This is a genomic window from Paraburkholderia lebeckiae (assembly GCF_050436325.1).
Taxonomy (GTDB): domain Bacteria; phylum Pseudomonadota; class Gammaproteobacteria; order Burkholderiales; family Burkholderiaceae; genus Paraburkholderia; species Paraburkholderia tuberum.
This window is the reverse complement of record NZ_JBNDLZ010000002.1, coordinates 27,544-39,534: the sequence shown is the minus strand read 5'-3', so window position 1 is coordinate 39,534 and position 11,991 is coordinate 27,544. Positions and strand designations below refer to the sequence as shown.

Here is an 11,991-nt window from a genome sequence, read left to right as displayed (position 1 = left end):
ACTCCGATCCCATGCAAAGCTGTTGACAGTGACCCTGGCGGGCGGCGTGTCTCACAGCGTGTCTTTACAGGGTTTCCTGCGTCCCGAGAATCACCGTAGCCTGGCTCGAGAGCACACCACCGTTACCGTGCGCGATCGCCAGCTTCGCACCGGGTATCTGGCGCTCACCAGCGCGGCCCGTCAATTGCCGCATCGATTCTTCCATCAGGAACAGCCCATACATGCCGGGATGAACGCAGGACAAACCGCCGCCGTTCGTGTTGACCGCGAGTCGGCCGCCCGGCGCGATGCCGCCGTCTGAAACGAAGTGGCCGCCTTCGCCTTTAGGGCAAAAGCCGAGGTCTTCGAGAAACAGGATGGTGTTGATCGTGAAGGCGTCATACAGCATCGCGACATCGATATCGTTCGCCTTCACACCCGCCATGTGATACGCACGCCTGCCCGATTCCGCTGCGGCAGTCACGGTGAGATCCGGCATGCTCGCGATTTCGCGGTGCGAAGTGGCCGAAGCCGCGCCGAGCAGATACACCGGCTTGTCGGTGAGATCACGCGCTCGATCGGCGCGCACCATGATGATCGCTGCCGCGCCATCCGTCACGAGGCAGCAATCGCGCACGGAAAGCGGATCCGACACGAGGCGCGCGCCCATCACGTCGTCGATCGACAGGGGCGTGCGCATATACGCATCCGGATTCAGTTGCGCCCACTTGCGCGCGGCTACAGCCACCTCGGCCAGATGCTCACGCTTCGTGCCGTACTGATGCATATGACGCGCTGCCGCAAGCGCATACGACGACACCGGATTCATCGGCTTATACGGGCTCTCCCACGGCGAAGGACGCGACGACTGCACGAGCTTGCCCGCCGCGCTGCGCTGATTGCTCCCATATGCAATCAAGGCAACATCGATCTGTCCCGTACACAACGCCATGGCCGCCGTGTGCGCGTAGATTTCGAACGCCGATCCGCCGCTTCGGTTGTTGTCGGTGAACTTCGGGTTAATACCGAGGTATTCGGCAAACGTGATCCCCGACAGCATGTCGTCCGGCGTGCACACGAAAAGGCCGTCTACATCGCCAGGCGTAAGTCCCACCTGGGCGAGCGCGTCAACGGACGCACGCGCAGCAAGGTCCAGCGACGACAAGCCGGGTGCTTCCCCCATCCCATAGGTGGCGCCTGCCACCAGTGCGGTACGCCCGCGCAAGTTGAATTCCATTCGATCTACCTTTCATCGGTGTGACCGGCTGTTGACGGCCGGCTGCAGGTTAGCGGGCGTCAGGCTGGTTCGAACACAAGCAATGCCGCATCCCCTCGGTACACGATCTTCGCCTGCACCGGCATGCCAATGCGCACGGCCTCCGGCTCGATGCCCTCCACACAACTCAGCATGCGCACACCTTCTTCCAGATCGATCACTGCGACGTTGTAGCTGGGCGTGGGCGATTTCTGGCGCACCACGGTAGTGGAATAAACCGTACCCTTCCCGCAGGCTTCGACCCACTCCAGATCGCGCATCCCGGTAACCGGCTCAGCCACCCGCGGGTAGAAGACATAGCGGCCGCTGCCGCGGCTGCGCTGGATCATCAAGCGGCCCTCGGCCAGGAATTTCTGATAATCGACTTCAGGACAAAGAGAGTCCATTCCCCGCTCCTCCGAATCGTTTTGCCATGGGCTCGCGCCGAATCGAGCCGCTCTGTCGGGCCAAATTGGAACAAATAACCGAACACTGTTCCAAATCTTAAACGCACTGGGAGCGCGCTGTCAACGGCGGGAAAGCCCTGCCGTGCCCCGTCGCGCAAGGCTGAAACTACATCCCGACCAAATTCCCGACGCACCTCGGACAAACCCGCGGGAGCCGGTTTCAGCGCTTGACGATCACCTGGCCCTTCGTTTAATTTATCGAACATTGTTCATAAACGTGAAGACTTCGAATGTGATCAGGAAGTGGTCGGCGGGGCGACGTATCCCCACTCCGGAGACGAATCCGGGGCCGGTCCGAAAAAACCGTTAGCAAGAGAGCTCGAAGTGACATACGAACTAACAGACGACCAACTTCAGATCCGCGACCTCATCCGTCGCGTCGCAAGGGAGCGCGTGGCGCCGCGGGCCGACGAGATCGACCGTACGGCCGGGTATCCGCACGACATGTACGCACTGCTCAAGGAACTTGGCCTCTTCACGTTGCCGTTTCCCGAAGCGTATGGCGGCGCCGGCAGCGTGATGTCGGCCTGCATCGCGGTCGAGGAGTTCGGGCGGGTTTGCTACAACACGGGCTATCTGCTGGTCGTGCAATGGACACCCTTCGGAGCGATTCTCGAAGGCGGCACCGAAGAGCAGAAGGCTCGCCTGCTGCCGGGTCTCGCCTCCGGTGAGTTGCGCGGTGCGCTGTCCATTACCGAGGCTCAAAGCGGCTCCGACGTTTCGGGCATTCGCACGACAGCGCGCCGCAAGAACGGCGGCTATGTGCTCAACGGCTCAAAGATCTGGTGCACGAATTCGCATATCGCCGACTTCATTCTCGTCGCCGCCAGGACACTCGACGAGGAAGGACAGGCGCTGGGGATCAATCTTTTCATCGTCGATCGCAACACGCCGGGCCTGACGATCGGCAACGAAGAAGACAAGATGGGCGCGCGCGGCGTGGCGTCGTGCCCCCTTTATTTCGACGACGCCTTCATCCGCGCGGAAGACCGTCTCGGGCCGGAAGGCGGCCAGGGGTTCAAGGTGGCAATGGAGGCGCTCAACACGAGCCGTCCCATCGTGGCCGCGCGCGCGGTTGGCATCGCGCAGGGCGCGATCGATCACACCGTCAAATTCATTCAGGACCGCGTTGCATTCGGCCAGAGCATCAGCAACTTTCAGGGTGTGCGCTGGATGATCGCTGACATGGTCACCCAGACCGAGGCCGCGCGCCAACTCGTCTATCGCACGGCGTCGCTCGTCGATGCGGGCGTTAGCGGCCGCGAGCTCGCCCCAATGGCGGCGATGGCGAAGATGTTCGCGTCGGATGTCGCCATGAAGGTCGCGACCGATGCCGTGCAGCTATTCGGCGCCGCAGGCATCTCCAACGAGTACCCGATCAACCGTTATTTCCGCGACGCGAAGGTGGTGCAGATCATTGAAGGCACCAACCAGATCCAACGCAACATCGTCGCGGACAGCGTGCTGGGCCGCATCAGGAAGAACTGACAACGACAGCTCAGCTAACAGCCGAGCCGACAACGACAGAGGACAGACAATGGAAGAAATCGAAACGGTTGGTCTGGGAATTCACTGGGAGGACCTGCCCGTTGGACGCAAGTTCAAGACCGTGGGCCGCACGGTGACCGAAACGGATGTCGTGAATTTTGTTTCGGTGACCGGCATGCTGGAAGTTCTGTTCACCAACATCGAGTTTCTTCGCGAGCAGTCGGCCATCAAGGGGCGCGTCGCGCCGGGCGCGCTGGTCTTCACGCTGATGGAAGGGCTGCTCACGCAGGCCACCATGCAGGGCGTCGGCTTCGCGTTCCTCAACATGGAACTCGACATCAAAGGCCCGACCTATGTGGGCGACACGATTCACGTGGAATGCGAGGTGATCGAATGCAGGCCTAGCAAGGGGCGCCCCGGACTTGGGCTGGTGCGCACCCGCAACCGCGTGATGAAGCAGGACGGCACGGAAGTGATGGTGTACACGCCGCTCAGGCTCGTTAAAGGCAAGGAGTACAAGGCCTGAGCATGGAAAATCCCCAACAACCCCTCGAACCGGCGACCGGCCCGTTAGCCGGTGTCCGCGTGATCGACCTGACCATCAACGTGCTCGGTCCGGTCGCCACGCAGCTACTCGGCGACATGGGCGCGGACGTCATCAAGATCGAACCGCCCGAAGGCGACCAGAACCGCAAGAATGGCCCTGGCCGCAATCCCGACATGGCAGTGTTCTATACGATCATGAACCGCAACAAGCGCAGCGTGATCCTGAACCTGAAGCAGGCCGAATGCCGCGAAGCGCTGCTCAAGCTCGTCGAGACCGCCGACGTCATCGTGCACAGCATGCGCCCGAGCGCCGCCGAGCGCCTCGGCATCGACTATGAAACCGTGCGGGCGCGCAACCCACGCATCGTGTACGCGTCGGGTGCCGGCTATCGAATCGACGGACCCTACAAAGACCGCCCCGCTTTCGACGACGTGATTCAGGGCGAAACCGGCATTGCCGCGATGAACCGCGACGCGGACGGCTCGCCGCGATACTTCCCCACCGTGATCGTCGACAAGTTCTGCGGCTACGTGCTGGCGTCGTCGATCGGCATGGCGCTCTATCACCGCGAGCGGACCGGTGTCGGCCAGCTCGTCCATGTGCCGATGTTCGAAACGATGCTGCAATTCAACCTGTTCGAGCATCTTTGGGAAGGTGCGCTGGGCTCCAATGACGGAAGCGGCCTGGGCTATCCGCGCATGTTCTCGCCGCACCGCCGGCCCTACGCGACAAAAGACGGGCATATCTGCCTGCTCGCCGTGAATAACGAGCAATGGCGCCGCGTGCTGTGCGCAATCGATGCAGCGCATCTGCTCGACGACCCGCGCTTTCGTCACATGACCGAGCGTATGCGCAACATCAGCGAGCTTTATCGCATCGTCGGCGACGCCATCCGCAACAAGACGACTGCGGAATGGAATGCGATCTTCGCCTCGGCGGACGTGCCGCACGGTCCCGTGCGCGACCTGAAAGACCTGATGCACGACGCGTACATCAAGGAGACCGGGTTCTTCCAGCGCTTCGAGCACCCGACCGAAGGCGACATGGTCATGACCTCGATACCGGTGCACTTCTCCGAGTCGCCCGGCAACGTTCGCTATCTGCCGCCGAATCTCGGCGAGCACAGCATCCAGGTTCTGGTCGAAGCGGGATATAGCGCGGACGAAGCGAGCGCGCTCCTCGCCCGGGCCACAGGAAGGGGCGAAGCCGTATCGGAAGCGCTGAGCAAGGATTAACTGGCGCGACAGCGCCTCGCACATCACGGAGGGAATCAATGAAGGGGCTCAAGGAGAAGGTCGTCGTCGTCACTGGCGCGGCAGGTGGGATCGGAACCGCCATTAGCAGACGATTCGGCGACGAAGGTTCGACCGTCGCGCTGTTCGACCTGAACGAAGAAGGCGCCGTGCGTGTCGCGGCGGAAATTGAGGCGGCGGGCGGCAAGGCGCGAGCCTACCGCGTCGACATCACGGATCACGAAGGTGTGCATGCCGCGGTGGCGAGAGTCGAGGAAGAACTGGGACCGATCGAGGTTCTCGTGAACAACGCCGGCTGGGACATGGGTGCGTTCTTCCTGCAAACCGAGAAACCGTTCTGGGACAAGGTGGTGGCGATCAATCTGTACGGACCGCTGAACATGCACCATGCCGTGCTGCGACGGATGGCCGAACGTGGCCGTGGCCGCGTCGTCAACATCTCGTCGGATGCGGGACGCGTGGGCTCCTCGATGGAAGCGGTGTACTCGTTCTGCAAAGGCGGCCTCATCGCCTTCACGAAGACGATGGCACGCGAAATGGCCCGCCAGATGATTCCCGTCAACGTCGTTTGCCCCGGCCCGACCGCGACCCCGCTTCTCGACAACCTCGCGCAGGGCGAGAAAGGCGAGCGCATCAAGGCCGCCCTCGTGAAGGCCGTGCCGTTCGGCCGCATGGGCGAACCTGGCGACATCCCGGGCGTGGTGGCCTTTCTCGCGAGTGACGACGCCGCGTTCATCAGCGGTCAGGTCATCAGCGTGTCGGGCGGTCTGACGATGGCCGGATAGACGGCAGCGCGAACGCAATCAATCAACAACATTGGAATACGACATGGAATTCAAGGACATCGGCTATCAGGAGGCGGACGGGGTCGCGACGATCACCATCAATCGCCCGAAGGTGTACAACGCATTCAGCGCCAACACCGTCGAGGAGCTCATCAAGGCCTTCGGCGCGGCGGGATGGAACAAGGATATCGGTGTCGTGGTGCTCACGGGCGCCGGCGACAAGGCGTTCTGCACGGGCGGCGACCAGTCTGGCGACGGCTACAACGGGCGCGGCACCGTCGGCCTGCCGATCGAGGAACTGCAAAGCATCATCCGCGACATTCCGAAGCCCGTGATCGCACGCGTGAACGGCTATGCAATCGGCGGTGGCAACGTGCTGGTGACGCTCTGCGATCTCGCCATCGCTGCCGAGACCGCGGTCTTCGGTCAGGTCGGCCCGAAGGTCGGGTCGGTCGATCCGGGCTTCGGCACCGCCTACCTCGCGCGCATCGTCGGCGAGAAGCGCGCGCGCGAAATCTGGTACCTGTGCCGCAAATACAGCGCTAAACAGGCGCTCGACTGGGGTCTCATCAACGCCGTCGTACCCGCGGAGCAACTCGACGCCGAAACGAAGAAGTGGTGCGACGAGATTCTGCAGATGAGCCCCACCGCTATTGCGCTCGCAAAGCGCTCGTTCAATATCGATACCGAGAACATCCGCGGCATCGGCGCGTTCGCGATGCAGGCGCTTGCGATGTACTACGACACGGACGAATCGAAGGAAGGCGGCAATGCGTTCCGCGAAAAGCGCAAGCCGGAGTTTCGCAAATACGTGAAGTGACCGGCGGAAATGCCGGCAGGGCGACGCTCAGCTTCGGCGTCGCCCTTTGCGCATAAGCGCCGAAGTTCAGTATTTGCGGAAGTTCACGCCGACACGCGTGCCAAGCCCCGGGAGCCGGTTGATGGGGCGGCTGCCATGCTCAGGGGCGGCTTCGCCCCATGCGAACCACACGTCAGGCTCGCGCGCATCGCCCACGCGCCGCCAGCGGCCGTCCACCTGCGGATTCTTGAGCGTCCCGAGACCGACCAGACGCCCGCGCGGATCGGGCATGAACTCCCACTCTTCGCCGAACGCTGAGTAACGGATGCCTTCCTGCCAATACCCATTCGCGCCGAAATCGATGGTGCCCGTCACGTCATAGGTAAAGCGCACCTCGCCTTTCTCGTTGCCGAGAATCGCGAAGCCGAACATGTCGTTACCGAGCGTGAAGTGCCCGAAGTCGATGCTGCCATCCTTATAACGCGTCGCCCACGTGTACCAGACGAGTTCCAGCTTCTCCTGCACCAGCGCATCTTTCGTCTTGTAGATCTCGCCGCCCTCGTACATATGGATCGGATCGAAGCCGATCATGCCACGTACCTTCTTTCCGAGTATCGTCCCTTCCATCTCGAAGATGTTCGCGACGTAGTACATGCCCGCGTCGCGGCCCGGCAGATACCAGTGCATGCCGGGCTTGACGAGCTTGCCCTTGATATCCATGCCGTTCTCTTCGTACCAACTGCAATCCTCGGGCGTCCAGGTGACGTGAAAGCGATTGCCGGGCGCCTGCGGGTGGCTTCGCCAGTGAATGCGCTCCTCTTCGAGCGTTCTTGCGAATCCATCGTTCGGCACCGATTCCTTACCTACCGGATGCATATGCATGCCGTCGTCGTGGCCGAGCGTCGTGCACAGGTAGAAACGCCGCCGCGTGTCCTTCGCGTCGGTCCGCAGGCCAGCGGGAATCCGCCGCATCGGGCAATAGATCTCGCCATCCTCGTCGCGCAGCGTTCCCCACAGGTAGAGCGCTTCGGGCGGCATGCCGAAGTAGGCGCGATTGGACAGCATGTCCTCGATGGTGGGCTCGAAGGCGCTGACAAGAGGCTGCCAGCCAAAGTCGCCGCGGCGCGGCATGGATAGTTTGGTGTCGCTCATGGTCGTTACACCCGTCACGATGATGAAGTAGTTGGAGCGGCTCACTATAGGTATCCTCGCGCGTGGCTGAAAACCGGTCGATCCGCTCGTCTGGCCACGCGCCCGCCCCGCGCGCGATCAGCACAGGGGCACAGAAGCTAACGTATTGATTTACCGGCTTTCTCTCGGGTCCGGAAACGCGCGCTGCCTTCTCGCACGAAAGCTTCGTTACACGTAACGATCATGTGCGATATATTGAACGACGTTCGCATCTAATACTGAACCCGGACATGCCAAAGTCGTCTGCCGAACGCGTCGCCGCTTATCGCACCCGCAAGAAGGCCGAAGGCATGGTGAGCCTGACACTGGTCGTCCCGGCAGCCGACGTCGCCCTCTTCAGCCAGTTCGCCGCGCAACGCCGCGAAAAGCTGCGCGACAACATGCATCCTGGCCAAGCCCCGCGCCAGCAGTGGCTCTCGATGCTGGCCGCGATGACGCCTGCGCTGCCCCCACCTGCCGAGTCGCGCCGCAAGCGCAATGCGATAGGCGCACCGATCACGCGCGCGCAGACGCTCTTCATGGCGCTGCTGAAGCACATCATCGATCTGGGATGGCCGGCAGGACTACCGCTCGGCTCCGAGCAGGAATTGATGAAGGTCCATGGAGTAAGTCGCGCTGCGTTGCGCGGAGCGATCCGCTTGCTCGAGCACCACTCGATCGTGAGGGTGCAGCGCGGCACCGGAGGCGGCGTGATCGTCGCCCAGCCGGACCTGAGCGCGACGATGCAGGCAGTCAGCGTCTATCTGGAGTATGCGGGCATCGCGCCGCGCGATATTCTCGCGACGCGCCGCACGCTCGAACTGGCCGCCATGGATCTCGTCATCGAACGGCTCGACCATGAAGGTGAGCGACGCGTGCACGACCAGGTTCAGGCCGAGGCGCAACTCGACGGCCGTGCCGGCGCCGATGAGTTGCTGCGATTTCATTTCCTGCTCGCTGAACTTTGCGGCGATCCCGCACTGCGTCTCTTCGACGGCATCGTCCTGCAACTTGCCGATGCGCATTCCACGTTTCATCGGCGCAGCCGAACGGACCGCGACCGCGTCGTGGCGAGGATCAAGGAATACCATCGCGAGATCGCGCGCGCGATCATTGCCCGCGATAAAGAGCAGGCTCGCAGGCAAATGGCCGACTACATCGCGGGGATCAGGACGTGGCTGGAGTAGCGGCAGCGCTGCGCTTGCCTGTCCGCCTCAACCGTGGCCGTGCTAGCCGTCTACGGCGTCAGCGTGCTCAGCCGGTTCGACGCCGCCACCGCGTCGTCGATCATCTCGTCGAAAATTGCCTCGACCTTCCTGACCGCGTCGGCAAACACCGCGGCATGACCATAGTCGATCATGCCCTTGCGCGTGTCGCCGGTCACGTAAGCCTGGTGCGCGAGTGCGCCCATCACGTGAGGGCGGAACCGCTCGAACTCGCTCACCTGCGCGCGATCCAGTTCCATGACCGCCTCGGCGCTCTCGTTGCGCAGCACACGGTGATGATCGCGAATCGCAGACTTGACCACGACGCTTTCGCTGCCGTCGCCCGCCACCACCTTCGCCTTGACTTCAGGATGAATCCACGGCTCCTCGGCGACCATCATGCGCGTACCCATGATGACCGCGTCGGCGCCCATCGCCAGCACGCCCGCAAGCTGCCGCCCGGTGCCGATGCCGCCGCCAATCACAACCGGTAAGCCGATTTCGCGCGGCGCCTGCGCGGCCTGCACGATGCTACCGATCTGGTAGATGCCCGGATGGCCGCCGCACTCATTGCCGACGACGATCACACCGTCGACGCCCATCCGCACCGCCGTATGTGCATAGCGCACAGCGGGCACCTTGTGCAAAACCTTGATGCCCGCCTCCTTGAGCAACGGCACGACCGCTTCGGGGCTCGCACCGGCGGTCTCCACGCAGGCGACGTTCTCTTCGATCAGAATGCGGATCTGTTGCTCGACGCGCTCCACTCCGCCCGCTTGCCGCGATATGTAGAGATTGACGCCGAAATTCTTTGCACCGGTCAGTTCACGACAGGTGCGCAACTCGTTGCGGAATTCGTCGGAATCAGGAAAGCCCGCGCCGACGATAAAGCCCATGCCGCCTGCGTTAACGATGGCCGCGACATACCGTGCGTCGGACACGCGCGGCCCAAGACCGCCGCAAAGTAATCGTAGAGATTTGCCATGCGAGTCCCCTCAGGGCGAAATTGTCGATTGAGCCAGAGTCACGGCCCTCGCGTCGCGCGCTTCGCTCAGGCAATCGATTATTTCCCCACCTGCCACGCCATGCCGCCGCCTTGCTTTCTTTTCGCCAATGCCGCCTTCTCGATCCGCAACGCCTCTTCCAGCGAAGCTAGCGCACCCTGATCGATCACCCGCTTGACCGTCGCGACGAGATCGGGGCGGCGGCTCGCAATCGTCTTCGCTAGTGACGCTGCCCGCTCCATCAGTTGATCGTGGCTGACCACCTCGTTCACGAGGCCGATGCGCAACGCCGTGGCCGCGTCAATCGGATCGCTCGTCAAGCTGAACTGCTTCGCCCACCGCGGACCCACAATATACGGCAACCTCGCGGTCATGCCGCCCCCCGCGAGCGCACCGATTTTCGTGTGCGTGTCGGCAAAGCGCGCGCGCTCGGACGCGATGATGAAATCGCACCCCATTGCAAGTTCCAGCCCGCCTGTAACGGCAGCGCCGTTGACCGCCGCGATTACCGGCTTGGTGATGCGCGGCCACATATCGATCATGTCCGCGACCCGCGTGCGCGGCGCATCGGGCGCGGAAAAATCATTCAGGTCGAGCCCAGCACAAAAGGCCGGATCGGCGCCCGTCGCGATGAGGACGCGCAGGCTTTGGTCCGCTTCGAAACGATGCAATGCGTCGACCAGCGCTTCGGTCAATGCGAGGTTCAGCGCGTTGCGGGCCGCGGGCCGGTTCAGTGTCAACGTGAGAACCGTTTCGTCACTCTGCACGCCGAGCAGATCGGTTGCTTTCGCGTTCATGGCAATGCCTCGAAAGGGTTCACGCCGCCGCGGCCAATGCCTCGTGCTGAATCTGGCGGGCGTAGCGATTCAGGTGGTAGTCCGCGTTGCCGAACAATGCGTCGAGCACCAGATGACGGCGATAGTGATGGCCCACCTTGTATTCATCCGTGATGCCGTAACCACCGTGCAACTGGATGCCCTGTTGCGTGACGAACTTCGCGCTACGCGTGGTCTGTGCCTTGCAGCCCGAGATTTCGACGCTCCGGTTCTCCCTGTCCTCGCTGATAGAGAGCAACGCACGGTGCAGTGTTGCGCGCGCCTGCATCGCTTCGATCGCCATGTCGGCCATCCGGTGTTGCAGCGCCTGGAAGCTGCCAATCGTCACGCCGAACTGTTTGCGCGTTTTAAGGTATTCCGACGCGAGCTCGATAGCGTCTTCCATATCGCCCACCAGTTCGGCACAGATCGCAACGACCGCTTCGTCAACGGCGGCCTGCAGTCCTTCGAACGCTCGCCCAGCCTCACCCAGAACATTCGATTCCGCGACGATCACACCATCGAGCAGCAAGTCGGCAGATGGCGTGCCGTCGAGCAACGCGCAAGTCTTCAGCGTCACGCCTGCCTGCTTCGGATCGACGACGAAAACCCCGATGCCGTCCGTAGCATCGGCTGCACCCGCCGCGCGAGCGACGACGAGCAGACGCTCTGCGACGGGCGCTCCAACCACGAGCGTCTTATAGCCGTCCAGCCGCCAGGACCCGTCCTCTGTCTTCTTCGCGGTGGCCGTCACGTAATGCACCTGACCCCGCGCTTCACGTTCACTTTGCGCGACTGCATAGACAGTCTCGCCCGAAACGATCTCGCCAAGTATCGCCTCGCGCTGCCCGTCTCGCCCGCAGCGCGTGACAAGCGACGCAGGGAACACACCACACATGACGTATGGTTCCAGCACCAGCGCGCGCCCGATCTGCTCGGCCACGATGGCGCTTTCGACTGGCGAAAAACCGAGCCCGCCCAATTCATCCGGCACCGCGACACCGAGCCATCCCATTTCGCCGAACGTACGCCACGTCTCGCGCGAAAATCCGCCTCCTTGCGAAGCAAGATTGCGACGATGTTCGAACGTATAACTCTTTTGCAAGAAGCGTTGCGCGCTTTCCTGCAACATCCGCTGTTCGTCGCTCAACTCAAAGTCCATGCTGCACCCTCTTTATGCCGCCAATTGATGCGATCCCACGTCTCGGGGATCGAATACCGTTC

11 protein-coding genes and 1 pseudogene are annotated in these 11,991 nt (G+C 62.5%); 6 read left to right on the top strand and 6 right to left on the bottom strand.

Annotated elements, in window-relative coordinates; genetic code table 11:
• Positions 1-64: 64 nt before the first annotated feature.
• Together OKW44_RS03175 and OKW44_RS03170 are read right to left on the bottom strand one after the other, a co-directional pair.
• Entirely contained in the window at positions 65-1,216 is a 1,152-nt protein-coding gene (locus OKW44_RS03175) for a thiolase family protein (RefSeq protein ID WP_018425525.1), read from the bottom strand.
• Positions 1,217-1,275: 59 nt separating this feature from the next.
• Positions 1,276-1,641: a Zn-ribbon domain-containing OB-fold protein gene (locus tag OKW44_RS03170; protein ID WP_018425526.1), complete on the bottom strand. Its 366-nt coding sequence runs from the start codon at positions 1,639-1,641 to the stop codon at positions 1,276-1,278.
• Positions 1,642-2,025: 384 nt separating this feature from the next.
• Between OKW44_RS03170 and OKW44_RS03165 the strand changes: the two genes are divergently transcribed.
• From OKW44_RS03165 to OKW44_RS03145, 5 genes are read left to right on the top strand one after another with little or no spacing between them, the layout of a single operon-like run.
• Positions 2,026-3,189: an acyl-CoA dehydrogenase family protein gene (locus tag OKW44_RS03165; protein WP_026226713.1), complete on the top strand. Its 1,164-nt coding sequence runs from the start codon at positions 2,026-2,028 to the stop codon at positions 3,187-3,189.
• 49 nt (positions 3,190-3,238) lie between these two features.
• Positions 3,239-3,715: a MaoC family dehydratase gene (locus OKW44_RS03160; protein ID WP_018425528.1), complete on the top strand. Its 477-nt coding sequence runs from the start codon at positions 3,239-3,241 to the stop codon at positions 3,713-3,715.
• A 2-nt stretch (positions 3,716-3,717) separates the two neighbouring features.
• Positions 3,718-4,971 carry a CaiB/BaiF CoA transferase family protein gene (locus tag OKW44_RS03155; protein ID WP_018425529.1) on the top strand — a complete coding sequence of 418 codons (1,254 nt, stop codon included), beginning with the start codon at positions 3,718-3,720 and terminating at the stop codon, positions 4,969-4,971.
• 38 nt (positions 4,972-5,009) lie between these two features.
• Positions 5,010-5,774, top strand: a complete 765-nt coding sequence (locus OKW44_RS03150) for a glucose 1-dehydrogenase (protein WP_018425530.1) — start codon at positions 5,010-5,012, stop codon at positions 5,772-5,774.
• 43 nt (positions 5,775-5,817) lie between these two features.
• A complete protein-coding gene (locus tag OKW44_RS03145) occupies positions 5,818-6,594 on the top strand; it encodes an enoyl-CoA hydratase-related protein (protein WP_018425531.1) in 777 nt (258 codons plus the stop codon).
• 66 nt (positions 6,595-6,660) lie between these two features.
• On the opposite strand, the gene OKW44_RS03140 is transcribed toward OKW44_RS03145, so the two are convergent.
• On the bottom strand, positions 6,661-7,770 hold the full coding sequence (locus OKW44_RS03140) for a hypothetical protein (RefSeq protein WP_018425532.1): 1,110 nt from the start codon (positions 7,768-7,770) through the stop codon (positions 6,661-6,663).
• 224 nt (positions 7,771-7,994) lie between these two features.
• Between OKW44_RS03140 and OKW44_RS03135 the strand changes: the two genes are divergently transcribed.
• Positions 7,995-8,930: a FadR/GntR family transcriptional regulator gene (locus OKW44_RS03135; protein ID WP_018425533.1), complete on the top strand. Its 936-nt coding sequence runs from the start codon at positions 7,995-7,997 to the stop codon at positions 8,928-8,930.
• A 50-nt stretch (positions 8,931-8,980) separates the two neighbouring features.
• Here OKW44_RS03135 and OKW44_RS03130 read toward each other — a convergent pair.
• The 3 genes and pseudogenes from OKW44_RS03130 to OKW44_RS03120 form a co-directional block, all read right to left on the bottom strand.
• Positions 8,981-9,892 (bottom strand): annotated as a pseudogene (locus OKW44_RS03130) (NAD(P)H-dependent flavin oxidoreductase); the annotation flags it as partial.
• A gap of 119 nt (positions 9,893-10,011) precedes the next feature.
• Positions 10,012-10,749 carry an enoyl-CoA hydratase gene (locus OKW44_RS03125; protein ID WP_018425535.1) on the bottom strand — a complete coding sequence of 246 codons (738 nt, stop codon included), beginning with the start codon at positions 10,747-10,749 and terminating at the stop codon, positions 10,012-10,014.
• Between the two features lie 19 nt (positions 10,750-10,768).
• Entirely contained in the window at positions 10,769-11,929 is a 1,161-nt protein-coding gene (locus tag OKW44_RS03120) for an acyl-CoA dehydrogenase family protein (protein WP_018425536.1), read from the bottom strand.
• Positions 11,930-11,991 lie beyond the last annotated feature (62 nt).

What these genes read in the sequence shown, in the direction of transcription:
- OKW44_RS03160 (WP_018425528.1), top strand. Translation starts at nt 3,239, where the DNA reads ATGGAAGAAATCGAAACGGTTGGTCTGGGAATTCACTGGGAGGACCTG.
- OKW44_RS03120 (WP_018425536.1), bottom strand. Translation starts at nt 11,929, where the DNA reads ATGGACTTTGAGTTGAGCGACGAACAGCGGATGTTGCAGGAAAGCGCG.
- OKW44_RS03135 (WP_018425533.1), top strand. Translation starts at nt 7,995, where the DNA reads ATGCCAAAGTCGTCTGCCGAACGCGTCGCCGCTTATCGCACCCGCAAG.
- OKW44_RS03125 (WP_018425535.1), bottom strand. Translation starts at nt 10,749, where the DNA reads ATGAACGCGAAAGCAACCGATCTGCTCGGCGTGCAGAGTGACGAAACG.
- OKW44_RS03155 (WP_018425529.1), top strand. Translation starts at nt 3,718, where the DNA reads ATGGAAAATCCCCAACAACCCCTCGAACCGGCGACCGGCCCGTTAGCC.
- OKW44_RS03150 (WP_018425530.1), top strand. Translation starts at nt 5,010, where the DNA reads ATGAAGGGGCTCAAGGAGAAGGTCGTCGTCGTCACTGGCGCGGCAGGT.
- OKW44_RS03145 (WP_018425531.1), top strand. Translation starts at nt 5,818, where the DNA reads ATGGAATTCAAGGACATCGGCTATCAGGAGGCGGACGGGGTCGCGACG.
- OKW44_RS03170 (WP_018425526.1), bottom strand. Translation starts at nt 1,641, where the DNA reads ATGGACTCTCTTTGTCCTGAAGTCGATTATCAGAAATTCCTGGCCGAG.
- OKW44_RS03175 (WP_018425525.1), bottom strand. Translation starts at nt 1,216, where the DNA reads ATGGAATTCAACTTGCGCGGGCGTACCGCACTGGTGGCAGGCGCCACC.